Source organism: Devosia sediminis (assembly GCF_016411825.1).
Lineage (GTDB): Bacteria > Pseudomonadota > Alphaproteobacteria > Rhizobiales > Devosiaceae > Devosia > Devosia sediminis.
The window spans coordinates 133887-158209 of record NZ_JAEKMH010000005.1; the positions used below are offsets into that span (position 1 = coordinate 133887).

A 24323-nucleotide genomic window follows, 5' to 3' on the forward strand; every position below is an offset into this window, starting at 1 on the left:
GGAATGCCAATCACGAAGCCGGTCTGTTGAGGCCCCATGATCAATGTGGACCATGTCAGAGGGACCGCTCTCTACTAGGTAAAGCGTGGGGGATCACATCTCGATATTGGTGCTGGTCCCGTCGGATTGATTTGCAGGACTTATTGGGGGGACTATTCATGTTTCGATTTGCTCTGGTTGCGGCCGTGTTCCTGGCCGTATCACCGGCGCTGGCGCAAGCGCCGGCCTATCATGCCGATACGGTCAAGGCGGCGCAGGAAGCCCTGGCGCGGCTGGGATACGATGTCGGCACGGCCGATGGAGCCTGGGGGCCGAAATCGCGCGCGGCGATGAATGAGCTGCGCGCCGAGCATGGTCTGCCGGAAGCCGAGGATTTCGTGGGGTCGTCGCTGTGGCTGGTGCATCGGGAATCGCCGGGCGAGACGACGCTGGCCGATCCGGGGCTCGACCTTGTCGACCTCGTGGAGCGACGCGCTGAGGTGGAAGCCAATCCGCAGCTCGATGCCCTGTGCCGCATGCCTGTCGGTATCGGTCGGGCTCCGCGGTCGGTGCCGGCGCCCGATGTGGTGTCGCCGATCGCCATTCCCGACGGCTTCATCGCTGACGACGACGATTGGTACAGCGCCATTCAGGAAGGCCTTGTCATGGCGCAGGGCCAGTGCCTTGCCGGGGCAGCCGGCGCTTGCCGCGGCATTGTCCAGATGGCCACAACCTGGGCGGAAGCCGATGCCCTCGAGCCTGGTGTCTCCCGCAACCACGAAATGGCGGAAGACGTCTATTGGATCGCCAATGCCCTGCTGCGCGATATAACCTTCGCCTACAGTACGGCCATCGCCTTCGAGGAGGTCGAGCCCGTTGCCCATGCGCATGTGCTCGACTGGCTGAAGCGCCGGATCGATCAGTATCACTTTGCGCGCCGCGGTCCCTCCGAAAGCAGACCTGGCGACGCCAACTACTTTCCGGGCTCCAATCACGCGATGGCGCATATGCAGCCGGCCATGGCTTTTGGTGCCATGGTGGGCGACCGCACGATGATGCAGCCTGCCTTCGACCGCTGGGAAACCGTGCTTGGTTCGATGCGCAATGACGGGAGCCTGCCCACGGAGACGCGGCGTGGCGCGCGCTGGCTGCACTATTCCTTCGTGCAGATGTCGCAGCTGCTGGCCACTGAACTGGTGGCTAAGCGGCACGGAATCGAGCTTGTGCCACCGTCGGAAAACCAGTCGGTGCCCAACCTGCTGAGCTTCGTGACTGCCGGTCTCGCCGATTTTGACCTGGCGGTCCCCTATGCCAAGGCCAATGCCGGCCCGGGACCGTCGGAAGACTTTACCGTGCCATGGGTGCGAAAATTCTACTTCGGCGTCATTCCCGGTTATCGCGAGCTCTATGGCGAGGACGAGGCCTTTGTGGCCTTTCGGGACGGCACGGTGGACGCGGACCTCTGTAGCACCGAGCCACGGCTCGAGCGGAAGCTCAAGGAGTGCAACCGGTTTGACGAGGGGCCGCAGACCATTGCCGAACTGGTCGATACCATCGGCACCGAGCCTTTCCACTCCATGTCGCTGCCGGCCGGATGCTTCTTCAGCGACGTGATCAATCCGCTCGAATAGTCGGCGGCGGAACGTCACGCTCCTCTCTGCCGTTGGAATCCAGCGGAAGGAGGAAGCCAGATGGTCAAGATCAATGACACGGGACCGGTCGAGGACGACCGGTCCGAACGCAGTTCGGAGACGGCGGCGCTGGTCTATCGGGATAAGGATGGGCGCCCGCACATCGTGCCGGAGCAGGAACAGGCGGCCCACGACGCCCAGCGCAGCGAGGAGCGCAAGCCGGACCTTCCGCTCAACGTGCCCTCGGCACCGGATTGAGACAAAGAAAAAGGCCCGCCGGAGCGGGCCTTTGTTTTGGGAAAGAGCCCCGCCACTCGACCGTAGGCCTCGTGGCCCCCTAGCCTAAAATCTCCCCACCGGGGAGATTTTGCCCTGTCGGGCCCGACTAGTGGCCCAGTGCCTTGACGATGTCTTCGGTCATCTTCTTTGCGTCGCCGAACAGCATCATGGTGTTGTCGCGATAGAAGAGCTCGTTCTGGACGCCGGCATAACCGGCGGCCATGCCGCGCTTGATGAACAGTACGGTCCCGGCATCCTCGACATTGAGCACGGGCATGCCGTAGATCGGCGAGGTCTTGTCGGTCTTGGCGGCCGGATTGGTCACGTCATTGGCGCCGATGACGAAGGCGACGTCGGACTGGGCGAACTCGGAATTGATGTCTTCGAGCTCGAACACTTCGTCATAGGGCACGTTGGCCTCGGCCAGGAGCACGTTCATGTGCCCCGGCATGCGGCCGGCCACCGGATGGATGGCATACTTGACCTCGACGCCTTCCTTCTTGAGGAGGTCGGCCATTTCCCGCAGCGCATGCTGGGCCTGGGCCACGGCCATGCCATAGCCAGGCACGATGATGACCTTGCCGGCATTTTTCATCAGGAACGCCGCGTCGTCAGCGGCACCCTGCTTGACCGGGCGATCATCCTCGGCGCCGCCGGCGGCCGATGACGTATCGCCGCCAAAACCGCCCAGGATCACCGAGATGAAGCTCCGGTTCATCGCCTTGCACATGATGTAGCTCAGGATCGCGCCGGAGGAGCCGACCAGCGCGCCGGTGATGATCAGTGCCGTATTACCGAGCGTAAAGCCGATGCCCGCGGCGGCCCAGCCCGAATAGGAATTGAGCATCGAGACGACGACCGGCATGTCGGCGCCGCCGATGGGGATGATCATCAACCCGCCCAGGATCAGGGCGAGGATGGTGATGGCCCAGAACAGCCACGGATTGCCGGTGACGGTGAAGGCCCAGACCAGTGCCACGATGGCCACGCCGAAGCCGATATGGATGAGATGACGGGCCGGCAGAAGGATCGGTTTGCCGCTCATATTGCCGTTGAGCTTGGCAAAGGCGATGACCGAACCGGTGAAGGTAAAGGCGCCGATGGCGGTGCCGATCGACATTTCGATCAGCGCCTGGGCATGGATATGCTCGAGCGTGCCGATGCCGAAGGCTTCGGGCGCATAGAGCGCAGCCGCGGCCACGAAGACCGCGGCGAGGCCCACCAGCGAGTGGAAGGCTGCGACGAGCTGGGGCATGTCGGTCATCTTGACCGAGCGGGCGATATAGGCGCCGATGCCGCCGCCCAGCGCCAGGCCACCCACGATCAGCAGCCAGCTCAGCCAGTCGGTCGGCGCAGCCACCATCAGCGTGGTGACCACGGCAATGCCCATGCCGACCATGCCGAAGAGATTGCCCTGGCGGGCCGAGCGCGGGCTCGAAAGGCCGCGCAAGGCCAGGATGAATAGAACGCCCGAGACCAGGTAGAGAAGGGCGGCGATATTTGCGTCGATCATTTCGAGATCAGCCCTTCTTCTTGTACATGGCCAGCATGCGCTGGGTCACGAGGAAGCCGCCGAAGATGTTGACGCTCGCGAACACCAGGGCGATGAAGCCGAAGACCTTCGAGGCCCAGCCGGCATCGTTGACCATGTCGACGCCGACGGCGAGCAGGGCCCCCACCACGATGACCGAGGAAATGGCATTGGTGACGCTCATCAGCGGCGTGTGCAAAGCCGGGGTGACGCTCCAGACAACGAAATAGCCCACGAAGATCGCCAGCACGAAGATGGCGAGCCGGAAGGTGAAGGGATCGATCGCTTCCATTTAATTGTCCCCCTTGGATGCTGCCGGTTTCCTGGCTGCCGGTTTCTTGGCGGCAGGCTGTTTCGCGGCCGGTTTGGCTGCAGCCGCCGTTTCCGTGACAGGCTTTGCGGTGGTGGCCTTGCGCGGCGCAGGTTTCTTGGCGGAGGCCGCCGCGTCGATCAGCACTTCGGCCTTTTTCACGCGGGCGCGCTTGGCTGGGCTGACCGGCGCTTCGGCAGCGGCCGGGATGGATTGCTCGACGCCGGGGGCGGCCTTTCTGGGCGTATCGGCCATGGCCGGCACTTCCGCCTTCGTGGCGGCAGGCTTTTTGGCGACAGTGCGCGTGGCGGGCTTGCCGGTAGCGCCGGTCTTGGCCGGGGCGGCCTTGGCCTCGACGGTACGAACCGGAGTTGCGGGCTTGTCCTTGGGCGTTGCCACCGGCTTCGACTCGGGGGCCGGCGCGGCCTGGAAACTCGGATGGACGACCGCGCCATCGCGCGTCAGGACGGTGGCCTTGACCAGTTCGTCATCCCAGTTGATGGCGAGCTTTTTCTCTTTCTTGTCGATCAGGGTCTCGATGAAGGCGAGCAGGTTGCGCGCATAGAGCTGGCTGGCCGTGGTCGGAATGCGCCCCTGCACATTGGTGAAGCCGATGATCTTGACGCCGTTATGCTCGACGATGCGGCCGGGCTGGGTCAATTCGACATTGCCACCGCGTTCGGCGGCGAGGTCGACGATCACCGAACCGGGCGCCATGGACTCGACCATTTCGCGGGTGATGAGGCGCGGCGCGGGACGGCCGGGGATCAGCGCCGTGGTGATGACGATATCCTGCTTGGCGATGTGCTGGGCGGTGAGCTCGGCCTGCTTGGCCTGGTATTCGGCGCTCATCTGCTTGGCATAGCCGCCGGCGGTCTCGGCCTGCTTGAACTCGTCGTCCTCGACAGCGATGAACTTGCCGCCCAGGCTTTCCACCTGCTCCTTGGCGGCGGGGCGCACGTCGGTGGCCGAGACCACGGCGCCGAGGCGCTTGGCGGTAGCAATGGCCTGCAAGCCGGCAACGCCGGCGCCCATGACGAAGGCCTTGGCCGGGCGCACGGTGCCGGCGGCGGTCATCATCATCGGCATGGCGCGGTCGAACACCGTCGCCGCCTCGATGACGGCCTGGTAGCCGGCGAGGTTGGCCTGGGAGGAAAGAATATCCATGACCTGCGCGCGGGTGATGCGCGGCATGAATTCCATGGAGACGGCGGCGACGCCGGCCCGGGCGAGGGCGGCGATGTCGGCTTCGTTGCCATAGGGATCGAGCGCGCCGATCAGGAGGGCGCCCTTGTTGACGCCGGCGAGATCGGCAGCGGCGGGGCGGCGCACGCAGAGCACGATATCGGCGCCCTTGAGCGTGGCGGCGGCAGTGGCGCCAATGGTCGCGCCGGCTTCGGTGAACTGCCCGTCGCCGATACGAGAGCCGTCGCCGGCCCCCTTCTCGACGGTGACGTCAGCGCCGAGGCCGATCAGCTTGGTGACCGTTTCAGGGGTGGCGGCCACACGGCTTTCACCCTCGAACCGTTCGCGCAAAACGGCAATCTTCATGCAAACCCTCCTGCCCGCCTGCCAGCGGGCAGGCTCGTTTCATGTGCCTGCTAGTCTGATCGGATCAGGGATTGACCACGAAGTAGAGGATCACCAGCAAGGCCGCGGTGCCATAGACCGACCACTTCACGCCGGTGATGAAGCCGTTATAGGTCTTTTCATGTTCGGCATAATCCATGGCGGATTCCAGGATCGGCTCGGGATGGTATTCTGGGCGGGTTTTGGCCATCAGGTCCTCGAAAGTATAGTCGTCTCTTCGTGTTAAGCCGAACGCTGCCCCTAGGGGGACGTGGCTTCCAGCTCGTCGATCAGCCGCTCGATCATGGAGAGGCCCAGCGACCAGAATTGGGGATCCTTCGCATCGAGACCGAACGGCCTCAACAATTCCGAATGATGCTTGCTACCCCCTGCCTTGAGGAGCTCGAAATAGCGCTCCGCAAAGCCTTCGCTGGATTTCTCATACTGTGCGTAGAGCGAGTTCACAAGGCAATCGCCGAAGGCATAGGCATAGACGTAGAAGGGCGAATGGATGAAGTGGGGAATATAGGCCCAGAAGGTCTCGTAGCCTTCATTGGCGATGATGCCCTCGCCCAGGGATTCGGCCTGCACTTCGAGCCAGAGCGCATTGATTTCCTCGGTGCGCAATTCGCCCTGGCGGCGGGCAGTGTGGACCTTGCGCTCGAAGGAGTAGAAGGCGATCTGCCGCACCACGGTGTTGAGCATGTCCTCGACCTTGGAGGCGAGGAGGGCAAAGCGCTGCTTTGGATCTGTCGTCTGGTCGAGGAGCGCCCGGAAGGTCAGCATTTCACCAAAGACCGAGGCGGTCTCGGCCAGGGTCAGCGGCGTGTTGGCCAGGATGGGTCCCTGCGCGGCGGCGAGGCGCTGATGCACGCCATGGCCCAGTTCGTGGGCCAGCGTCATGATATCGCGGGTGCGGCCGAGATAGTTGAGCATCAGATAGGGATGGGCGCTGGGCACGGTGGGATGCGCGAAGGCGCCCGAAAGCTTGCCATTGCCGGTCGGCGCGTCGATCCAGCCGGAATTGAAGAACGGCTTTGCCACATCGGCGAGTTCGGGCGAGAAGCGCCCATAGGCGCCGAGCACGGTGGTGACGGCGGTGTCCCAGTCCCAGATGCGTTCGTCGCTGGTGGGCAGCGGCGCATTGCGGTCCCAGGCGTTGAGCTTGTCCTTGCCGAACCAGCGCGCCTTCATCTTGTAGTAGCGGTGCGAAAGGCGCGGATAGGCTGCCTGCACGGCCGACTGGAGCGCGTCCACGACTTCGCGCTCCACCGAATTGGCCATGTGGCGGCTGTCGGCGATGTCCTCGTAGCCGCGCCAGCGATCCGAGATTTCCTTGTCCTTGGCCAGCACATTGGTGATGTGGGTGAAGAGCCGCCCATTGGCGGCCAGCACCTTGGCCAGGGCCTTGAAGGCGCTTTCGCGCTTGGCCGGCTCCCGTTCGGACAAAAGGTGAAGCGTCGATTCGAGGTTCAGCACCTCGCCGCCGACCTCGAATTCGAGGCTGGAGAGGGTTTCGTCGAAAAGCCGGTTCCAGGCCGAATAGGCAGTGACCGACTTGTCGTGGAACAGCTCTTCGAGCTTGTCGTCGAGCTGGTAGGGCTTTGCCTTCCGCAGGTCGGCGAACCAGGTCTTGTAGCGGCCGAGTTCGGGATCCTTGTCGAGCGCCGCGTCGAGATCGGCATCGGCGATGCGATTGAGTTCGAGTTCGAAGAACAGCACGCGGGTCGAGAGCGTGGTCAGCGCTTCGTTGGTATCGCCCATGAATTTGGCGCGGTCCGGGTCGGTCGACTTCTGCGCATATTGCAGGAACGAGAACGAGCCGATGCGGCCGGTGATGTCGCCCAGCTTTTCGCTGTCCTTGATGGCCTCGATGAGACGGCCGGCGGCGGTCAGCTCGGCCAGCTTGCCCTTGTACTTGGCCTCGAAATCGGCGGCCATGGCCTTGGCTTCGCCAAGCGCGGCCTTGAATTCGGCGCTGTCCTTGCCCGGATAAAGATCATCGAGATCCCAGACCGGCAGGTTGCCGAACTGGTTATGGCCCTTCTGAGCGGTGGCGGACATGAACGCGACTCCCGAAACTGTTTTCGGGGCGGACCTTAGCGAGGGGGAGGGATGCTGTGAAGGGCGGTGGATGTCGCGGCGCCTAGGCGCCAGCCATGATACCTGCCACCCCGTCCCAGACCAGCTTCAGGGCCAGCAGGAAAACCAGCCAGTAGGCGATGCGGTAGAAGAGTTTCGCGTCGATGCGGCGCACCAGGTAGACGCCGATGAACACGCCGACCACGCCGACCGGCGCGAGAGCGGCCGACAGCGTCAGGTTCTGCACGTTGAGCTGGCCGAGGAAATAGTAGGGCACGAGCTTGGAGGTGTTGACGATGGCAAAGAAGAAGGCCGAGGTGCCCGCATAGATGGCCGGGGCCATGCGCCGGGGCAGGGTGTAGATCTGGTAGGGCGGGCCGCCGGTATGGGAGATGAAGCTGGTAAAGCCAGCCACGGCGCCCCAGAACACGCCCCAGGGTTTTGATGGCGGCAGGCCTTCGAGCTTCTTGCGCAGCGGCAGGATGGCGTCGATGACGAAGAGCAGCGTCACCACGCCCACCATCAGCAGCACGACTGCATCGGTGACCACGGCCCAGAGCGCCCAGCCGAGCAGCGTGCCCACGGCGGCGCCGGGCAGCATGATCCTCAAGAGGCTCCAGTCGCATTCCTTGCGATACATCCAGATGGCCACGGCATCCATGCAGAGCAGCACCGGCAACATCATGCCGGCGGCATCGCGCGGCGCCATGATCAGCGTGAGCAGCGGCACGCCAACGACGCCAAGACCACCGAGCAGGCCGGCTTTCGACAGGCCAACGATAAGCACGGCGGTGACGGCGATGGTGATGGAAAGCGGATCGAGCATGGAAAACCGGCGGAGTTGGAAACCCCCACCCGGCCTCCCCCCTGCAGAAGGGGAAGGAGCAGGTTCGAGTTCATCGAAACTTTAGAGGCAGACTGGATAGGTCCCTCGCCCTGACTAGGGGGAGGCTAGGTGGGGGTCTACGGAAACAAAAATCCCCGCCGGAGCGGGGATTGAAAGCTTACTTTTCTTCGCTGTTGCCCTTGAGGGACTTGAGCTTGGCAAAGACCGAATCGGCGTCGAGTTCGTCGTCGGCGGAGGGGGCGCGGTGGCCGCCTTCGCCTTCGTAGCCGGCGTCGCCTTCGGGCGCGAGGCGGGCCGTGGCGCGGGCCAGGGCTTCCTCGGCGGTGAGGAGCGTCGTGCCTTCATTGAGCTCGTGCTGGGCCGGGGCATCCTTGGAAGCGCGCTTGACCTCGAGATCGAGGTCGATCTGGCTGCAGAGGCCCAGCGTCACCGGATCCATGGCGGTCAGGTTGGCCGAATTCCAGTGAGTGTTCTCGCGCACCGATTCAATGGTCGACTTGGTGGTGCCGACCAGGCGCATGATCTGCGCATCCTTGAGTTCGGGGTGGTTGCGCACCAGCCACTTGATGGCATTGGGGCGTTCGTTGCGGCGCGAAATCGGGGTGTAGCGCGGGCCCTTGCGCTTGACGGCCGCGACGCGAACCTTGGGTTCACTGACCTTCATGCGATAGTTGGGATCGGCCTCGGCCTTTTCGATCTCCTCGCGGGTCAACTGCCCGTTCTGGACCGGATTGACGCCCATGATGCCGCTGGCTACGTCACCGTCGGCAATGCCCTGCACTTCGAGCGGATGCAGGGTGCAGAAGGCGGCAATCTGCTCGAAGGAGAGGGCGGTATTGTCCACGAGCCAGACGGCGGTCGCCTTGGGCATCAGAAGGGACTGGGACATAGTTACATTTCTCCTGCTGGCGCGGCCGGCTTTCAACCGGGCCGCTCCGCCTCTTGGCTAATTGCTGAGGGGGAACTGGAGACCAATATAGGCAAAATGCCGCGCAATCGCAACGGCTAACTCGCTTTCTCCCCGGCTCCGAAGGCGGTGAGGAGGACCAGCTTGCCACGGTGGTGCCGGCTTTCCATCGCCGCATGCGCCCGATGCGCCTCGGCGAGCGGAAAGGTGTCGATATCGGGCTTGATCCAGTCCGGATTGCCCAGCGCGGGCAGGAAGTCGGAGCGGATGCGGGTGGCAATGGCGGCCTTGGTGGCAGCGCTCTGCGGCCTCAGCGTCGAGCCGGAAAGGGTCAGGTCCTTGGCCATCATGGTGCGCAGGGGCACAGTGGCGCTGGCGCCTTCCAAGGTAGAAATCTGCACAATATGGCCGCCGCGCGCCGAAGCGGCGACATTGACCGCAGTCAGGGCTCCCCCCACGAGATCCACCACCCGATCGGCGCCATGTCCGTCGGTCAGCGCCATGACGCGTTCGGCGATGTTCTCCTGCGTGCGGTTGATCGCGGCGAGTGCCCCCAGGTTCTGGCAATAGTCGGCCTTGTCCTCGTTGGAGACCACGGCAATGGCCCTGGCCCCCGCGATGGCGCAGATCTGGATGGCCGCCCCGCCAATGCCGCCGGCCCCGCCATGCACCAGCACGGTCATGCCGGGCGCCAGCCCGGCACGCATTACCAGCGTCTGGGTCACGGTGAACCAGGTTTCAGGCAGGGACGCGGCCTCGACAAGGCTCCAGCCATCGGGGATGGGCAGGACCTGCCCGGCGGGCACGGCTGCATATTCGGCATAGCCGCCGCCATTGGTCAGCCCCATGACGCGGTCGCCTGCGGCAAAGCCGGTTACCCCGGAGCCGATGGCGGCAATTTCGCCGGCCACTTCAAGTCCGGGCAGCGGCGAAGCGCCCGGCGGCGGCGCGTAGTGGCCGCGCCTCTGCGCCAGGTCGGGTCCGTTGACCCCGGCAGCGGCAACGCGGATCAGCACATCGCCGGGACCGGGCACGGGCACTGGCTGGCGCACGGGCACCAGCGCTTCGGGTCCGCCCGGGGCGGCAATGGCAATGGCAAGCATGTCGCTGGGAATGGTCATGGCGCCATGCTGGCGCAAGCCGGCTTGCCCGGCAAGGGGAGTGGGCTACACTCGCGATCCAGCGACGAAGGAGACCAAGATGGACGAAGACATTCGCAAGCCGAAGCTGACCCACGAACTGGGCATGGGTCTCGACAGTCTCTCCGTGACCGAACTCGAGGAGCGAATCGGCCTGCTCGAAGCTGAAATTTCGCGCCTGCAGGCCGCCATTGCCGCCAAGGGGGATTCGCGCAAGGCCGCCGAGGCCGCGTTCAAGTTCTAGTCCCGAGTACGAGGCCGGCTGTTAGTGTTAACAAGCGGTTACTGTCGCTTTTTCTCCGCTGCCGGGTAGGTTTTGTCCATTGCGGTTGGGGAGTTGCGGAGTGGATTGGAATCTTCTGGGCGTGGCCCTGCTTTTGACTTTGAGCGGCCTCTATTTTCTTGAGACAGAACTGACGCGGGCACCGCTGCAGGAATTTCCGGCGCGTGTCCTGCAGCCGGCGCGCACGGCGCTGGAGCGGGCCTGGCAGACCGAGCCGGTGCAGGTCTTCATGCGCCAGTTGCTGGCGGCGCGCCATCGCCGCTCCGACCTTTGGCTTATGGACAAAGCCCGGTTCTGAACCGCATTTCGCGACCCTGTCCTGGGAGGAGATGGAAGATGCGAGAGAACGACCTGATATTGGAAGGCGCGACCGATCGGGACGTGGCGGCGCTGCGGGCCCTGGCAAGGGGCGGTGCCGGACCGGCGCCCGGCGACATCGCGCCGCTTCTGGCCAAGGGCTGGGTCGATGTCATTGGCAAGGATACGATCATTACCCTGACCGGCCGCACCCTGATCGAGGGCCGGACTTAGGGTTGCGGCCAAGTCAACGGGCAGGGTTAAGAAATCTCTGCCTGTTAAGAGCGAATTAATCTTTGGGCGTTAGGGTGTCATTATTCAGATTTGTTCTGGATTTTCAGAGTGGTTTCTCCCTCTGTTTGACGCCTCCCTGTTAACTTCGAGAGCTGCAGCTTTGCGGCTCTTTTTCTTTTTGGGACCGGCATTTGGTGGTCACGCTTCCACCACAAAATTAACAATACTGGGACCTGTGAGGTGACCATGACGCTGCCCGGCGTTAACATGGATCAATCGGAGGGGCATCCTTGGCCGACAGTGGCGAAACCAGGCAGGCAATATCGATCGGTCCGCGCATCGTGGCGTCGGGCGGGTTCGACGCGCTTTATCGCGAAGGCATGGGCCTGATCGAAGCCGTGGCCGCCTATCTCGACGCCGAAGGGCGGCTGGAAAGCCGCGTGCTGCCGCGCGAAGCGGGGTTCCTCTACGCCACCGAATCCATGCGCCTCACCACCCGCCTCATGCAACTGGCCTCGTGGCTGTTGTTGCAGCGCGCCGTCAATGAGGGCGAAATCTCGCGCGACAATGCCCGCTCCGAAAAGGAGAAGGTCAAGTTTTCCGCCACGCCGTCGCAACGCGGCGGGCCGGGCTATGACGAACTGCCGCTGACGCTGCGCACCTTTATCGACAAGGGCGATCGCCTGTTCGAGCGGGTGATGCAGCTCGATGCCCTGGAGCGCGGCAACCTGCCCGACGTCACCCCGGGCGTTGCCAATGGTGTGGCCGATCAGCTCTCGCGCCTCAAGGCCGCCTTCGCCCGCGCCGAATAGGCCGGCTCACGCACCGCGCGGCGCAAAAAAGATCACCGCCGCCCCCGCCAGAGCCGGGGCGCTGCCGATCAGGTCCCAGCGATCCGGCCGTATTCCCTCGATGCCGGCCATGAAGGCAACCGAGGCCAGGATATAGATGCCGCCATAAACGGCGAAGGCGCGACCCGCACTGTCCGTGCCGGTCAGCGACAGCAGGTAGCCGAAAAGCGCCAGCGAGGCGATGGCGGGCAGCCAGAGCCAGGGCTGGTCCTGGCGCATGGCCAGCCAGACCAGGTAGCAGCCCAGGATCTCGAAAGCCGCAGCGGCCAGAAAAAGAAGAAAGGTCATCGGCGGCGTCCCGAAACAAAAAGCCCGGCACATTGGCCGGGCTTTTCGAAAAACTGCAAGGCTGGCTTAGATACCGAGGCCCTTGAAACGCTCCTTGAAGCGCGAGACGCGACCGCCGCGGTCCATCAGCTGGCCCGTGCCGCCGGTCCAGGCGGGATGGGTCTTGGGGTCGATGTCGAGCTGCAGCGTGTCGCCTTCCTTGCCGTAGGTCGAACGGGTCTGGTAGGTGGTGCCGTCGGTCATGACCACGGTGATGGTGTGGTAGTCGGGATGGATGTCGGTCTTCATCTCTTGCCTCAAATCAAACGGGCGCCGCGGCGCCCGGAGAGCATCAATCTGGTGTTGGGCGGCTTCCTACAGCAGAAGAACGGGTTCTGCAAGGCCTCGGAATGCCTTGCGGTGAACAAGTGGCGCGGCAATATTGCCTGCCGCAGCGCGGTTGCGGGCTTCAAGACCAGCCCTTATATGGGTGCGACCGCCGGCCCAGGTCGGCTCACCAGCAGAAGCGGCGCGTTTCACCCATGACTGACCAGGCCGTTTCGGCAGCATCCGACCCTGAAAAGATCGTCGAGGACGTCAAGGCCGCGCCCCGGCAGTTGCAGCCGCTGCGACGGCTGCTGCCATTCCTTTTGCGCTACCCGCTGCGCCTGACCCTTACAATCCTGTTCCTGCTCGTCTCCGCCATCTCGTCGCTGGCCATTCCGGCTGTGCTGGGCGGCGCGATCGACGAGGGCTTCATCGCCCAGAACCTTGAAGTGGTGGGCCAGTATGGCTGGCTGATCGTCGGCATCGCCGTCATCATGGGTGTTGCCAGCGGTGCGCGGTTCTATTTCATTTCCGTGATCGGTGAACGCGTCGTCGCCGATCTGCGGCAAGCGGTCTTCGCCCATCTGCTGCGGCTCGATGCGCGCTATTTCGATACGCATCGCGTTGGCGAGCTGACCAGCCGGCTCAATGGCGATACCAGCGTCATCAGGGGCGCCGTCGGCTCCAATCTGTCGCTGGCGCTGCGCTCGCTAGTTACCATCGTGGGCGCGCTGGTCATGATGCTGCTGACCAGCCCCTTGCTGACCCTGGGCGTCGTCGTCGCCCTGCCGGCCATCCTGATCCCGGTCATGGCCTATTCGCGGCGGCTTCATGGCATGTCGCGCCGGACCCAGGACGCGCTGGCCGAATTGTCGGCCATGAGCACCGAAATGCTGGGCGCCAACCGCACGGTCAAGGCCTTCACCCAGGAAGAGGTGCAGTCCGCCCATTATCGCCACAACAGCGAAGCCAGCTATGTCGCCGAAACCCGTCGGCTGGGGGCCCGTGCCTTCCTTGTGGGCATGGTCATCTTCCTTGGCACAGCGGCGCTGGTGGGCCTCGTCTGGTGGGGAGCACGGTCGGTTTTCGAAGGCACGGTGACTGCCGGGCAACTGGCGCAGTTCCTGGTCTATGCGCTGATGGCTTCGGGGGCGCTGACCAACCTGTCGGAAGTGCTGGGGTCGCTGCAGACGGTGGCCGGCTCCACCGAGAGGCTGATCGAAATTCTCGATACCGAGCCCGAAATTGTCGATCCCGTCCATCCGGTCGTCCTGCCCGCCACCCCCTTGGGGACCGTAGATTTCGAGAATGTCAGCTTCTCCTATGGCGGCCCGGGCGGCGACATGGTGCTCAATGGCGTGAGCTTTGCCGTGGGCAAGGGCGAGACCGTGGCGCTGGTCGGGCCCTCGGGCTCGGGCAAGTCGACGACGCTTTCGCTGTTGCAGCGTTTCTACGACGTGACCGGCGGCGCCATCCGGGTCGATGGCGTCGACATCCGCGACGTCACCATGACCGATCTCCGGCAGCGCTTCGCCTATGTCGAGCAGGAGCCGATCATCTTTGCCGGAACGATCGCGGACAATATCCGCTTCGGCAAGCCCGATGCCGGCATGGACGAGGTGGTGGCGGCCGCCAAGGCGGCGCTGGTCGATGATTTCGTCGCCGACTTGCCGCGGGGCTATGACACGGTGGTGGGCGAGCGCGGCGTCATGCTTTCGGGCGGGCAGAAGCAGCGCCTCGCCATTGCGCGCGCCATTCTCAAGAATGCCCCGATCCTACTGCTCGACGAAGCCACCTCGGCGCTCGACGCCCAGTCCGAGCGGCTGGTGCAACTGGCGCTCGAACACCTGATGGCGGGCCGCACCACGCTGGTCATCGCCCACCGGCTCGCCACTATCCGCGATGCCAATACCATCCTCGTGCTCGAGGGCGGCGAGGTCATTGATCGGGGCACCCATGACCAGCTCGTCGCCAAGGGCGGCCGCTATGCCGAACTGGCGCGGCTGCAGTTCCGCCTGGCCGAAGCGGTCTAAGGGGCGCATTTACCCCCAACCCGGCCTCCCCCTTTTTCAGGGGGAGGTTAGGTGGGGGTAATGCCACCCCTCAGACACCCCTCCACCAAGTCCCACAGCCTTTCCCGGCCGAGGATCAGCAGCCAGGGCGTCCTATCCCTGGGCACAATTTCGACGTGCCCGCCTGTACCCTCGTTGGAGGTGCCAAGCCGCCCCGCGGGATCGAGCAGCAGGTCGTTCATCGGGTAGTAGAGGCCCTCGGTGCGTTCAAAAATGATCGGCACCAGCGGGTGGACCGATATGCGCTCCTTGCGCGCGGCTTCAAAGGCGAACGGGCCGGATACGGCCAGGGCCACGTCCACCTCGTCGACCAGGATCACCTTGCGGTGCTGCGCCACTTCGTGGAGGGCACTGAGCGCGGCGAGGGTGTGGTCGAGCCGTTTGCCGGTCATGCCCAAGGCCAGCGTTACGGGCGCCGCTGTCGAGTAGAGCGCCTTCTGGAAATCGGTGGTGATCTGTTCGGGGATGTGAATGACGCGGGTGCGTTTTTCCCACCCGGCGCGATCCTCGAGCGAATCAAGATCGCCCAGGATGGCTTCGGGAACGAGACCGGCGGCACCGATGGCATTGCCGCCTCCATCGGCTCCGACCAGGGCGACGTTGCGCGCCACGAGCTCGCGCAAAAGCGCGCTATCCGTGGTACCGCCGCCGACAATGGCCAGCGGCCGGTCGAAGCTCAGCAGGGGTTTTTCGGTCGGCTGAATGGGGGATTGCACTCTTGGTTCACTCTCAATAAGGTCCGCACCGTCTCGCTGGGGTGTTCCGGTTGCCGCCGGAGCTGAGAGTTACCCATAGAACCTGAACCAGGTCATGCTGGCGGAGGAAGTTCGAGATGGCAAGGGTGCCCTCGCGCGTCCGCACGCCATTGACACATCCCTTCACCCATGGCCGCAACTGATTGAAGGGATGACCGGTCATGGTCAAGTTTTCCTCCGTCGCGCTTGCGGTCCTTGTTGCCGGATTTTCCGGCGGTGCGTTCGCACAGGACAAGCCCACGCTCACCATCTACACCTATGACGGCTTTGCCTCCGAATGGGGGCCGGGCGTGCCGCTCAAGGACGGCTTCGAGGCCACATGCAATTGCACCGTCAACTTTGTGGCGGCCGACAGTTCCATCGGCACGCTGCGCAAGGTGCAGCTCGAGGGGGACACCACCGAAGCCGACATGATCCTCGGGCTCGATACGGCCATTGCCGGGGAAGCCCGCGCCACCGGGCTCTTTGCCGACCACGGCCTCGACCTCGGCCACCTGGCTTTGCCGACCACCTGGACCGATGCGCAGTTCGTGCCCTTCGATTATTCGCACTTCGCCTTCATGCACGATACCAACACCATGCCGGTGCCGCCGACCTCGTTCGAGGAACTGATCGCCCTTGATGACGACATCAAGATCGCCATCCAGGATCCGCGCTCGGCTACGCCAGGCCTCGGGCTGCTGGTCTGGATCAAGGCCGCCTATGGCGACCGGGCGCCCGAAATCTGGGCCGGTCTCAAGCCGCATATCCTCACCATCACCCGCGAATGGAGCGAGAGCTATGCGCTCTTCCTCGAAGGGGAGGCGGACATGGTGCTCTCCTACACTACCTCGCCGGCCTACCACATCTTCGACCAGGACGATCACACCATCAAGGCGGCGATGTTCACCGAAGGCCACTTCCCGCAGATCGAGGTGGCGGGAATCCTGAAGTCTTCCGACCAGCAGGAACTGGCGCGCGACTTCCTTGCCTTCCTCACCTCGGTCGAGGGCCAGAAGGCCATTCCCACCACCAACTGGATGTTCCCCGTCGTCGATCTCGGCGTCGATCTCGATGCGTCCTTCCAGGGCCTGCCGCAGCCGGAAAAGACGCTCGTTCTCGATGAGGCCGAGATCACCGCCAATTCGGCAGCCTGGATCGACGAGATGCTGGCCGCTGTGCAGTAAGGTTCGATCCGTGGATAGCTCCCCCTCATCCGGCGCTGCGCGCCACCTTCTCCCCGATGGGGAGAAGAATGGTGCGGCGCCTGCTTCTATTCCTCTCCCCATCGGGGAGAGGGTGGATCGGCCGGAGGCCGAGACGGGTGAGGGGGATGCCATGGACCGATCTCCATGCTGACCCTTCCCCACCGCCCCCTGCGCATTGCCGCCGCCACGGCGCTCACCTTGCTCATCGCGGCGTTGATCGCCGCGGTGCTCTGGGCCATTCTCGATGCCGCGACGGACGCTGCGAGCGGGTCGCGCGTCGATATTCCCCACCTCCTCAGGATGACCAGCCTCCAGGCCGGGCTCACCATGGTGCTGTCGCTGCTGGTCGGCACGGCCCTGGCCTGGGCGCTCAACCGGCTGCGCTTTTTCGGCCGCGACCTAGTGGTCGGGCTCTTTGCCGCCGCCATTGTCACGCCCGGCATGGTGGTGGCTTTCGGCCTTCTTTCCATCTGGGGCCGCAACGGCTGGATCAACCAGGCGACGGAAAGCCTGTTCGGCATCCGCTTCGACAGCCCCGCCTATGGGCTTTCGGGCATCCTGCTGGCCCATGTTGTGCTCGATGGCGCCTTTGCCGCCCGCATTCTTCTGGCGCGCCTCGACAGCATTCCCCAGAACCGGCTGAAAGTCGGCCAGTCGCTGGGGCTCTCGGCCTGGCAGCGTTTCGTGTTGATCGACTGGCCGGCGCTGCGCGGCAGCCTGCCCGGACTCGGCGCCATCATCTTTCTCCTCGCCTTCACCAGTTTTCCGATCGTGCTGCTGCTGGGCGGCGGGCCGGCCAACCAGACGCTGGAAGTGGCCATCTATACGGCCGTGCGCCTCGACTTCGATCTTGTCGGTGCGGTCCGGCTGGCGCTGACCCAGATCGCCGTTTGTTCGATTGTCATCCTCCTTGCCTCCGCCTTCACCCCGGTGCCCTCGGCGCTCAGCCGCTCGGCTCAGCCGAGCTGGCGCGATGCCGCGCCGGTGCGGGTGCTGCAATGGCTGGTCCTGGTGATCGGCACGATCGGCTTCGCCCTGCCGCTCCTTTCGGTGCTGTACGACGGGTTGGCCAGCGGGCTTTTGCGCGTGCTCGGCCAAGCCAGCTTCTGGCGCGCCACGCTGACCAGCCTCGTCATCGGCGCCAGTTCGGCGCTCGTGACGCTGGCGCTGGCGCTGATCCTGTCGCTGGGGCGGAGCGCCGCGCACCTTCCGGCTGCCCGCACGCTTTTGGGCGTCCCCGCCTATGCGTATCTGGCCGTGCCGGCGGTGGTGCTGTCGCTGGGCTTTTTCCTGCTCGTGCGGGCGCTGGGCGTGCCGGGTGGCATGGCGGCGCCCGTTGTTGTTATCTTTGCCAACAGTCTCCTGTCCTTGCCCTTTGCCATCGCAACGCTGGGGCCACCGCTCGACGCCATCCTCCGCAGCCGGGGCAAGCTGATCCGCTCTCTTGGCCTGTCCGGCTGGCGGCAGTTCGCGGCGATCGAATATCCCCTGATCGGCCGCGACATCGGCCTCATGCTGGCCCTAGCCTTCTGCTTCTCGCTGGGCGATCTCGGCGTCATCGCGCTGTTCGGGACGCAGGATTTTCAGACCCTGCCGCTGCTGATGTACCGGGCGCTCGGCTCCTACAAGTCCAATGATGCGGCGGCGATTGCCGCGCTGCTGCTGATCTTCACCATCGCCGCCTTTGTCGGGCTGCCGCGCCTCCTCGAAAGGATTGCACATGCTCCGCGCCGATGACCTCGTCTTCGCCCATCCCGGGCAGCCGGCATCCTATCGGTTTACGCTGGAAGCGGCGCCGGGCCAGGTGACGGCCATTTCCGGCGCCAGCGGCTCGGGCAAGTCGACCCTGCTCGATCTGCTTGCGGGCTTTGTCCACCCGGCCAGCGGCAGGCTCACGCTCGATGGCGTGGACCTGCTGCCCCTCGCCCCGGAAGCGCGGCCGGTTTCGCTGCTGCTGCAGGCCGACAATCTTTTCGAGCACCTGAGCGCCGAGGAGAACGCCCGCCTGGGTCTGCCGCGCGGCACGCCCAAGGCCGAGGCGCAGGAAAGGGTCGCTTCGGCGCTGGCGGAAGTGGGACTGGCGGGGTTCGCCGGTAAGCCGGCGGCGACATTGTCGGGCGGGCAGAAGCAGCGCGTGGCTCTGGCCCGTACCCTGCTTCGGGCCCGCGCAGTGTTGCTTCTCGACGAGCCGTTTTCGGCGCTGGACGATGAAACGCGCCGCACGACGCGCGACCTGGTGGGCGAACTGACACGCCGGCACGGCTGGCACACGGTGCTGGTCAGTCACCACGCCGACGACATCGCCGCACTGGCCGAGGCGCATTACCGGATCGTCGAGGGTCGGCTGGAGCGCGTCTAGCGCTCCGGGCCCTTACTCGTCCCAGGCTGCAAGCACCGTATCGAACAGGGTCTGCGCGTCCTCATCCTTTTCGAGGGTGAGGATGGCGTTGCGGCCCGTGCCATAGACGATGGCCAGATCCATCCAGCGGCGCGTGTCGAGCAGGTTGGTATTGCTGGTCAGATCATCCGGCGAGGCGCTGAGGGCGAAAAGGAAAGTGTTGCCGACAATGCGGGCGGCGGCCCCGGCCAGGGCCGTGCCGGGCACCAGTTCTTCGTCCTTGAGCAGAACGCCGGCCAGGGTCGCGATCGAGCCGCCGATAAAGGTCTCGGGCACGTCGAAGGTGATTTCCATCAGATGGCTGGCCGGCAGCACCGGGTCGTTGTTCTTGCGGATGGTGATGGCCACGCCGAGATTGCGCGCCGGAATGCTGGCCTCGCCCACGAGCGTCGGCAGGCCCAGTTCGTCCGTGCCCTGGCTCCATTCCACCGTGCCCGAGAACGGCACGGCGCCGCCCTGACCATTGGTCGAGGCTTCGAGCAGCAGCGACTGGTTGCCGGCAAGCAGCGCCGGATCGACCGTGGCGGCCGGGTCCTCGACGGCGGCGATCGAGGTTTCTTCGCCCGACAGGCGCTCTTCGCCCTTCGGTTCGGCGCCGATCGAGGGCAGGACGGTTTCATTGCCCGTCGGGGTGACGGGTTCTGGCGTCGGCTCGAGGCGATCCTCGGTCACTTCGAGGGCGCTGGTGGGCTCGGCGGCCGTGGTGGTCGCGGTATTGCCCGGGCCAGAGGCGCCTTCCTCGCTCGTGGTCGTCGCGGCCGGCGGCGTGCTGTCCATGGTCGGGACGCTGACCGGCTCGGTTTCCGTCGCCACCTGCGTCGTCGCGGGCTGGGCCCGGCCGAACATCTGGTCGAGGTCGACATAGCCTTCGCGCCAGGCCCAGAAGCCGGCGCCGCCGACACCGGCCAGGAGCACGGCAAAGACGATCAGGAAAATGGTCAGGCCCGCACCCGAGCGGCGGACTGCGCCGGCGGGCGCAAAGCCGGCATCCTCGTCCTGCGTATCGGCAGGCCTATCGGGTGCATCCGCACGATCGGGCAGGGGCTCGGTGGTTTCGCCGCGGGCTTCGCGGTCCAGCGTCTCGATGGCCCGTTCGATGGCGCCTTCGGCGGCGCGGGTGTCGTCCTGCTCGACCTCGACTTCACGCTCGGTCGAGAGGGCCGTGTCTACCTGGGCTTGCCCGATCACCACCGGCTCGGTCAGCACCGGCTGGCTAGCCAGGGCCGTGCTGCCCAGGACCGGTTCGACGCGCGGCGCCAGAACTGCAGCGGAAGCAGCGGCGCCAACGGCGACCGGCATGACTGGCTCGCTGCGCGGCGCAAAGAGCGACGGGCGGCTCGGACGCGCGGCCGGACCGGGAGCCGGATTGACCGGGCGGATTTCGAAGGGCAGCGGCTTGTTGGCGGTGGTCTCGCTTCCGGAATCGGTCGCATCATCGGCCGTGGCGGCTTCGGCCTGGGCGATGATGTCCTCGATCGAGGCGGTGGCGGCGTCCTTGTCTGCGTCAACGCTGACAGGTGCTTCCGGCTTCGGCTCGGGCAGCTTTTCAACCACGGCGACCGGAGCGGGCTCGACGGCCTTCAGGACCGGTTCCGGCTTGGGCGGGATTGGTTCGGGCGTCTTGGCTTCGACCTTGGCCACCGGCGGCGGGGCAGGGGGCGCGACGACAGGCGCGGGTGAGGGGGTGGGAACGGGAGCCGGAGCGGGCCGGGAAGGCGCCGGCGCAGGCATGGAGGACTGGCGGGCGGCCGGGGCGCCATCGCGCCCCAGGCTGATCACCGCTTCGCTGGCTTCCTGCTCGACTTGGCGGATGCAGTCTTCGAGCTGGAGGCGATGCTGGGTGATGTCACGCGCCGGCAGCGGAGGCTGGATAGCGCGCAACTGGCCGACAAGGGCCGAACGCGCCTTCTCGTAGACCGCGCGTCGCGCGGCCCCGTTGTTCTCCGGCAGCGCCGAGATCGCCCGACGCAACAGCTCCTTGTAATCCGCCATTGGCTACTTGGTACTCACTCTGACAGCGCAGTCTTTTAGCAAAAATTCTCAGTCTTGGAATGGGTCAACCACAAGGATGGTATCGGCCCGTTCGGGACTGGTGGACAAGAGGGCAACGGGCGCGCCGATCAGTTCTTCGATGTAACGCACATATTTTACGGCCTGCGCCGGCAATTCGGCCCAGGAACGGGCGCCCGCAGTGGTTTCCGACCAGCCTTCGAGCGTTTCATAGATCGGCTTAACGCGGGCCTGTGCCCCCATTGAGGCAGGCAAATAATCAATGCGTGATCCATCGAGCTCGTAGCCGACGCAGACCTTGATCTCCTTGAGACCATCGAGCACGTCGAGCTTGGTCAGCGCGATGCCGGTAATGCCGGAAGTCTTGACGGTCTGGCGCACCAGCACGGCGTCGAACCAGCCGCAGCGGCGCGGGCGGCCGGTATTGACGCCCACTTCACGCCCGACCGTTGCCAGATGGCGGCCGATCTCGTCGTCGAGTTCGCAGGGGAACGGGCCTTCGCCGACGCGGGTCGTATAGGCCTTGGTGATGCCCAGCACATAGCCGATGGCGGTGGGCCCGAGGCCCGAGCCGGCGGCCGCCTGGCCGGCCACGGTGTTGGACGAGGTCACGAAGGGATAGGTGCCGTGATCGTTGTCGAGCAGCGCGCCCTGTGCGCCTTCGAAAAGGATCCGGGCGCCTTCGCGGCGCTTGTCGTCGAGTACGCGCCAGACCTGGTCCATGAAGGGCAGGATTTCCCCGGCGATGGAGGTCAGCTCGTCGAAGATGGTCTGCGCTTCGATCTCGACGAGGCCGATGCCGCGCCGCAGCGCATTATGGTGTGCCAGCAGCCGCTCGATCTTGGGCATCAGCGTATCGGGTTCGGAAAGGTCGATGAGGCGGATGGCGCGGCGGCCCACCTTGTCCTCATAGGCCGGGCCGATGCCGCGACGGGTGGTGCCGATCTTGAGGCCGGAATTGGCGTCCTCGCGGATACCGTCAAGCTCGCGATGCAGCGAAAGGATCAGCGGGGCATTATCGGCGATGCGCAGGACTTCGGGGGTGATGTTGACGCCCTGGCCGCGCAGCTTGGCCATTTCCTGAACGAAGTGATGCGGGTCGACCACCACGCCATTGCCGATCACCGACAGCTTGCCCTGGACGAGACCGGAGGGCAGCAGCGCCAGCTTGTAGCTGACGCCATCGATGACCAGGGTATGGCCGGCATTGTGTCCGCCATGGAAGCGCACGACGACGTCGGCGCGCTCCGAAAGCCAGTCCACGATCTTGCCCTTGCCCTCGTCGCCCCACTGCGAGCCGACGACAACCACATTCGCCATATTTCAGTCTTCCCCAAAGAAGGCACAGGAAAGGGAGCCGCCAACAGACGGGTCCCTGATGATCGGACGTGAAGTCCCCCCGGCCACTTTTGTCGGGTTTGATTGTGGCCGAATAACTGTTAAGTCCGACTGTCCTTACATCACCCTGAAGACGATGACAAAGCCGCAAGAGACCCAAAGCAGCGGCATTTTCGCCAGCGTTCTGGATCAGCCCTATCTGCTTCTGGTGCTGGCGCCACTGTTCTGGGGCGGCAATGTCGTGGCGGCCAAGCTGGTGGTGGGGGAAATCGATCCCTTCCTGCTGCTCGCCTGCCGCTGCGTCCTGGCCACCGCCTTCATCATGCCCTTCGCCTTTGCGAACCTCCGGCGCGACTGGGCCGTGGTGCGCCGCACCTGGCCGGTGCTGATGGCCTTCGGCATTGTCGGCTATGCGCTGTTCAACGCCTTTCTTTATGTCGGGCTCAAATTCACCACGGCGGTCAATTCGGCCATCGAGCAGGCCTCGCTGCCGATGCTGATCCTGGGCGCCAATTTCATCGTCTTCCGGGTCCGCCCGAAGGTGATCCAGATCGTCGGCGTCATCCTGGCTATTTTCGGCGTCATCCTCACCGCTACCCATGGCGACCCGGCGCGCCTCCTGACCATGGACATCAATATCGGCGACGCTTTCGTCATTCTCGCGTGCCTCGCCTATACCGCCTATACGCTGGGGCTGCGCTTCCGGCCGCAAGTCCACATCATGAGCTTCATGGCGGTTTCCTTTTTTGGCGCCGCAAGCGCTGCCGTGATCATGCTGGCGCTGTTCGGCGGTGGGCTGGGACAGGTGGCGACGCTCGCCCATGCCTCGCCCACGGTATGGGCAGTCATCGCCTATGTGGCGATCTTTCCATCCATGTTCAGCCAGGTCGCCTATGCGCGCGGGGTCGAGCTGGTTGGCCCCAACCGCGCCGCGCCCAGCCACAATCTCATCCCGGTTTTCGGTACGCTCGGCTCGGTCGTGATCCTGGGCGAAAGCCTTCAGCCCTACCACTTCCTCGCGGCGGCCATCATCATTGCGGGCATCGTCCTGGCGGAGTGGGCGGCGCGGCGGGGTGTTGCCGCCTAAGGCAGCGTATGCCCCGCGGCGCGGAACAGCCGGTACCACTCTTCGCGGGTCAGTGGCACGGACGAGCCGGCGGCGCATTCGGCGACGCGGGAGGGCCTGGTGGTGCCCAGCACGACCTGCACGTTGGCGGGATGGCGGGTGATCCAGGCCACCGCGATGCCGGTCGGGGTGACGTCGTATTTAGCCGCCAGCTTGTCCATGACGTCGTTGAGCTCGGCAAAGTTCTCCCGGTCGCCAACGAAGACGCCCTCGAAGAAGCCATGCTGGAAGGGCGACCAGGCCTGCAGCATCATGCCCTTGAGGCGCGAATAGTCGAGCAGACCATTGTCGCGGCTGGCCGACTGCTCGAGACCGTCCATGTTGGCGGCCACTCCCTGGGCGAGGAGATTGGCATGGGGAATGCTGAGCTGGACCTGGTTGAACAGCAGCCGCTGGGTAACCGCCGTCTTGAGAAGCTCGATCTGCCCCGGCGTATGGTTGGAGACACCGAAATGCCGGACCTTGCCTGATGCCGCGAGCTTGTCGAAGGCTGCGGCCACGTCCTCGGGCTCGACCAGGGTGTCGGGACGATGCAGCAACAGCACGTCGAGATAGTCGGTGCGCAGCGCGGCAAGCGATTCATCGACCGTCCGGAGGATGTGCTCGGAGGAAAAATCGAAGAACCCCTTGCGGATGCCGACCTTGCTCTGGATCAGGATCTTCTCGCGCTCGGCGGCTGACAGCGTAATGGCTTCGCCAAAGCGTTCCTCGCAGCGATGGCGGTCGCCGCCATAGATATCGGCATGGTCGAACACGGTGATGCCGGCGTCGCGGGCGGAGCTGAACAGGGCCTGGATTTCGGCGTCGCTCATCTTGGCGATGCGCATGAGGCCAAGCACCACGCTCGACACGGTGAGATCGGTGTGCGGCACCTTGAAGGTTTTCATGAAGGCCTCGGCTTTCG

At 64.8% G+C, this 24323-nt stretch carries 24 protein-coding genes, 1 pseudogene and 1 riboswitch; of the genes and pseudogenes, 11 read left to right on the forward strand and 14 right to left on the reverse strand.

The window, feature by feature from the left end:
* The first annotated feature begins 158 nt into the window (after nt 1–158).
* A complete protein-coding gene (locus JEQ47_RS18910) occupies nt 159–1610 on the forward strand; it encodes an alginate lyase family protein (protein WP_198877999.1) in 1452 nt (483 codons plus the stop codon).
* Between the two features lie 60 nt (nt 1611–1670).
* Nucleotides 1671–1868 carry a hypothetical protein gene (locus JEQ47_RS18915; protein WP_198878000.1) on the forward strand — a complete coding sequence of 66 codons (198 nt, stop codon included), beginning with the start codon at nt 1671–1673 and terminating at the stop codon, nt 1866–1868.
* 127 nt (nt 1869–1995) lie between these two features.
* On the opposite strand, the gene JEQ47_RS18920 is transcribed toward JEQ47_RS18915, so the two are convergent.
* The 8 genes and pseudogenes from JEQ47_RS18920 to JEQ47_RS18955 all read right to left on the reverse strand — a co-directional run bounded on the left by JEQ47_RS18920 (nt 1996) and on the right by JEQ47_RS18955 (nt 10256).
* Nucleotides 1996–3399 carry an NAD(P)(+) transhydrogenase (Re/Si-specific) subunit beta gene (locus JEQ47_RS18920; RefSeq protein ID WP_198878047.1) on the reverse strand — a complete coding sequence of 468 codons (1404 nt, stop codon included), beginning with the start codon at nt 3397–3399 and terminating at the stop codon, nt 1996–1998.
* A 10-nt stretch (nt 3400–3409) separates the two neighbouring features.
* Complete coding sequence (locus JEQ47_RS18925; RefSeq protein WP_198878001.1) at nt 3410–3712, reverse strand: proton-translocating transhydrogenase family protein; 303 nt, start codon at nt 3710–3712, stop codon at nt 3410–3412.
* A 279-nt stretch (nt 3713–3991) separates the two neighbouring features.
* A pseudogene (locus JEQ47_RS18930) lies at nt 3992–5281 on the reverse strand (Re/Si-specific NAD(P)(+) transhydrogenase subunit alpha); the annotation flags it as partial.
* Between the two features lie 64 nt (nt 5282–5345).
* On the reverse strand, nt 5346–5510 hold the full coding sequence (locus tag JEQ47_RS18935; protein ID WP_198878003.1) for an aa3-type cytochrome c oxidase subunit IV: 165 nt from the start codon (nt 5508–5510) through the stop codon (nt 5346–5348).
* 50 nt (nt 5511–5560) lie between these two features.
* On the reverse strand, nt 5561–7363 hold the full coding sequence (locus JEQ47_RS18940) for a M3 family oligoendopeptidase (RefSeq protein WP_198878004.1): 1803 nt from the start codon (nt 7361–7363) through the stop codon (nt 5561–5563).
* An 82-nt stretch (nt 7364–7445) separates the two neighbouring features.
* Nucleotides 7446–8207, reverse strand: a complete 762-nt coding sequence (locus JEQ47_RS18945) for a sulfite exporter TauE/SafE family protein (protein ID WP_198878005.1) — start codon at nt 8205–8207, stop codon at nt 7446–7448.
* Nucleotides 8208–8385: 178 nt separating this feature from the next.
* Nucleotides 8386–9117, reverse strand: coding sequence for a DUF1013 domain-containing protein (locus JEQ47_RS18950; protein ID WP_198878006.1), 732 nt, complete (start codon nt 9115–9117; stop codon nt 8386–8388).
* Between the two features lie 116 nt (nt 9118–9233).
* Nucleotides 9234–10256, reverse strand: a complete 1023-nt coding sequence (locus tag JEQ47_RS18955; RefSeq protein WP_236020976.1) for an NAD(P)H-quinone oxidoreductase — start codon at nt 10254–10256, stop codon at nt 9234–9236.
* Nucleotides 10257–10335: 79 nt separating this feature from the next.
* Between JEQ47_RS18955 and JEQ47_RS18960 the strand changes: the two genes are divergently transcribed.
* The 4 genes from JEQ47_RS18960 to rcdA all read left to right on the forward strand — a co-directional run bounded on the left by JEQ47_RS18960 (nt 10336) and on the right by rcdA (nt 11900).
* Nucleotides 10336–10518, forward strand: a complete 183-nt coding sequence (locus JEQ47_RS18960) for a DUF1192 domain-containing protein (RefSeq protein ID WP_198878007.1) — start codon at nt 10336–10338, stop codon at nt 10516–10518.
* Nucleotides 10519–10618: 100 nt separating this feature from the next.
* Entirely contained in the window at nt 10619–10855 is a 237-nt protein-coding gene (locus JEQ47_RS18965; protein WP_198878008.1) for a hypothetical protein, read from the forward strand.
* A gap of 38 nt (nt 10856–10893) precedes the next feature.
* Nucleotides 10894–11088 (forward strand): hypothetical protein, encoded by a 195-nt coding sequence (locus JEQ47_RS18970; protein WP_198878009.1) that lies wholly within the window; start codon nt 10894–10896, stop codon nt 11086–11088.
* Between the two features lie 290 nt (nt 11089–11378).
* Nucleotides 11379–11900 carry a protease adaptor protein RcdA gene (rcdA, locus tag JEQ47_RS18975; protein WP_236020977.1) on the forward strand — a complete coding sequence of 174 codons (522 nt, stop codon included), beginning with the start codon at nt 11379–11381 and terminating at the stop codon, nt 11898–11900.
* Between the two features lie 6 nt (nt 11901–11906).
* Here the strand turns inward: rcdA and JEQ47_RS18980 are convergent, their stop codons facing one another.
* Nucleotides 11907–12227, reverse strand: coding sequence for a YnfA family protein (locus JEQ47_RS18980; protein ID WP_198878010.1), 321 nt, complete (start codon nt 12225–12227; stop codon nt 11907–11909).
* Nucleotides 12228–12293: 66 nt separating this feature from the next.
* Complete coding sequence (rpmE, locus tag JEQ47_RS18985) at nt 12294–12515, reverse strand: 50S ribosomal protein L31 (RefSeq protein ID WP_198878011.1); 222 nt, start codon at nt 12513–12515, stop codon at nt 12294–12296.
* Nucleotides 12516–12748: 233 nt separating this feature from the next.
* Between rpmE and JEQ47_RS18990 the strand changes: the two genes are divergently transcribed.
* Nucleotides 12749–14566, forward strand: coding sequence for an ABC transporter ATP-binding protein (locus JEQ47_RS18990; protein ID WP_198878012.1), 1818 nt, complete (start codon nt 12749–12751; stop codon nt 14564–14566).
* A 47-nt stretch (nt 14567–14613) separates the two neighbouring features.
* Here the strand turns inward: JEQ47_RS18990 and JEQ47_RS18995 are convergent, their stop codons facing one another.
* The gene (locus JEQ47_RS18995; RefSeq protein ID WP_198878013.1) at nt 14614–15321 is read right to left on the reverse strand and encodes a thiamine diphosphokinase; all 708 of its coding nucleotides are present in this window, start codon (nt 15319–15321) and stop codon (nt 14614–14616) included.
* Between the two features lie 27 nt (nt 15322–15348).
* A riboswitch (TPP riboswitch) is annotated at nt 15349–15447 on the forward strand.
* Between the two features lie 74 nt (nt 15448–15521).
* On the opposite strand from JEQ47_RS18995, the gene thiB reads away from it, so the two are divergent.
* From thiB to JEQ47_RS19010, 3 genes are all read left to right on the forward strand, one after another.
* Nucleotides 15522–16526 (forward strand): thiamine ABC transporter substrate binding subunit, encoded by a 1005-nt coding sequence (thiB, locus tag JEQ47_RS19000; RefSeq protein WP_198878014.1) that lies wholly within the window; start codon nt 15522–15524, stop codon nt 16524–16526.
* Between the two features lie 165 nt (nt 16527–16691).
* Entirely contained in the window at nt 16692–18284 is a 1593-nt protein-coding gene (locus JEQ47_RS19005) for an ABC transporter permease family protein (protein WP_198878015.1), read from the forward strand.
* A complete protein-coding gene (locus tag JEQ47_RS19010) occupies nt 18268–18906 on the forward strand; it encodes an ATP-binding cassette domain-containing protein (RefSeq protein WP_198878016.1) in 639 nt (212 codons plus the stop codon). The genes JEQ47_RS19005 and JEQ47_RS19010 overlap by 17 nt, the downstream gene beginning before the upstream one ends.
* A gap of 12 nt (nt 18907–18918) precedes the next feature.
* On the opposite strand, the gene JEQ47_RS19015 is transcribed toward JEQ47_RS19010, so the two are convergent.
* Together JEQ47_RS19015 and JEQ47_RS19020 are read right to left on the reverse strand one after the other, a co-directional pair.
* On the reverse strand, nt 18919–20937 hold the full coding sequence (locus tag JEQ47_RS19015) for a hypothetical protein (protein ID WP_198878017.1): 2019 nt from the start codon (nt 20935–20937) through the stop codon (nt 18919–18921).
* Nucleotides 20938–20985: 48 nt separating this feature from the next.
* The gene (locus JEQ47_RS19020) at nt 20986–22275 is read right to left on the reverse strand and encodes an adenylosuccinate synthase (RefSeq protein ID WP_198878018.1); all 1290 of its coding nucleotides are present in this window, start codon (nt 22273–22275) and stop codon (nt 20986–20988) included.
* A gap of 154 nt (nt 22276–22429) precedes the next feature.
* Between JEQ47_RS19020 and JEQ47_RS19025 the strand changes: the two genes are divergently transcribed.
* Nucleotides 22430–23380 carry a DMT family transporter gene (locus tag JEQ47_RS19025; protein WP_198878019.1) on the forward strand — a complete coding sequence of 317 codons (951 nt, stop codon included), beginning with the start codon at nt 22430–22432 and terminating at the stop codon, nt 23378–23380.
* On the opposite strand, the gene JEQ47_RS19030 is transcribed toward JEQ47_RS19025, so the two are convergent.
* Complete coding sequence (locus tag JEQ47_RS19030) at nt 23377–24306, reverse strand: aldo/keto reductase (protein WP_198878020.1); 930 nt, start codon at nt 24304–24306, stop codon at nt 23377–23379. The two genes, JEQ47_RS19025 and JEQ47_RS19030, sit on opposite strands and share 4 nt — an antisense overlap.
* Nucleotides 24307–24323 lie beyond the last annotated feature (17 nt).

Bases quoted from the DNA above. Each gene is read 5' to 3' on its own strand.
- JEQ47_RS18910 (WP_198877999.1), top strand. From the start codon at position 159: ATGTTTCGATTTGCTCTGGTTGCGGCCGTGTTCCTGGCCGTATCACCG.
- JEQ47_RS18915 (WP_198878000.1), top strand. From the start codon at position 1,671: ATGGTCAAGATCAATGACACGGGACCGGTCGAGGACGACCGGTCCGAA.
- JEQ47_RS18925 (WP_198878001.1), bottom strand. From the start codon at position 3,712: ATGGAAGCGATCGATCCCTTCACCTTCCGGCTCGCCATCTTCGTGCTG.
- JEQ47_RS18935 (WP_198878003.1), bottom strand. From the start codon at position 5,510: ATGGCCAAAACCCGCCCAGAATACCATCCCGAGCCGATCCTGGAATCC.
- JEQ47_RS18940 (WP_198878004.1), bottom strand. From the start codon at position 7,363: ATGTCCGCCACCGCTCAGAAGGGCCATAACCAGTTCGGCAACCTGCCG.
- JEQ47_RS18945 (WP_198878005.1), bottom strand. From the start codon at position 8,207: ATGCTCGATCCGCTTTCCATCACCATCGCCGTCACCGCCGTGCTTATC.
- JEQ47_RS18950 (WP_198878006.1), bottom strand. From the start codon at position 9,117: ATGTCCCAGTCCCTTCTGATGCCCAAGGCGACCGCCGTCTGGCTCGTG.
- JEQ47_RS18955 (WP_236020976.1), bottom strand. From the start codon at position 10,256: ATGACCATTCCCAGCGACATGCTTGCCATTGCCATTGCCGCCCCGGGC.
- JEQ47_RS18960 (WP_198878007.1), top strand. From the start codon at position 10,336: ATGGACGAAGACATTCGCAAGCCGAAGCTGACCCACGAACTGGGCATG.
- JEQ47_RS18970 (WP_198878009.1), top strand. From the start codon at position 10,894: ATGCGAGAGAACGACCTGATATTGGAAGGCGCGACCGATCGGGACGTG.
- JEQ47_RS18980 (WP_198878010.1), bottom strand. From the start codon at position 12,227: ATGACCTTTCTTCTTTTTCTGGCCGCTGCGGCTTTCGAGATCCTGGGC.
- rpmE (WP_198878011.1), bottom strand. From the start codon at position 12,515: ATGAAGACCGACATCCATCCCGACTACCACACCATCACCGTGGTCATG.
- JEQ47_RS18990 (WP_198878012.1), top strand. From the start codon at position 12,749: ATGACTGACCAGGCCGTTTCGGCAGCATCCGACCCTGAAAAGATCGTC.
- thiB (WP_198878014.1), top strand. From the start codon at position 15,522: ATGGTCAAGTTTTCCTCCGTCGCGCTTGCGGTCCTTGTTGCCGGATTT.
- JEQ47_RS19005 (WP_198878015.1), top strand. From the start codon at position 16,692: ATGCTGACCCTTCCCCACCGCCCCCTGCGCATTGCCGCCGCCACGGCG.
- JEQ47_RS19010 (WP_198878016.1), top strand. From the start codon at position 18,268: ATGCTCCGCGCCGATGACCTCGTCTTCGCCCATCCCGGGCAGCCGGCA.
- JEQ47_RS19015 (WP_198878017.1), bottom strand. From the start codon at position 20,937: ATGGCGGATTACAAGGAGCTGTTGCGTCGGGCGATCTCGGCGCTGCCG.
- JEQ47_RS19020 (WP_198878018.1), bottom strand. From the start codon at position 22,275: ATGGCGAATGTGGTTGTCGTCGGCTCGCAGTGGGGCGACGAGGGCAAG.
- JEQ47_RS19025 (WP_198878019.1), top strand. From the start codon at position 22,430: ATGACAAAGCCGCAAGAGACCCAAAGCAGCGGCATTTTCGCCAGCGTT.
- JEQ47_RS19030 (WP_198878020.1), bottom strand. From the start codon at position 24,306: ATGAAAACCTTCAAGGTGCCGCACACCGATCTCACCGTGTCGAGCGTG.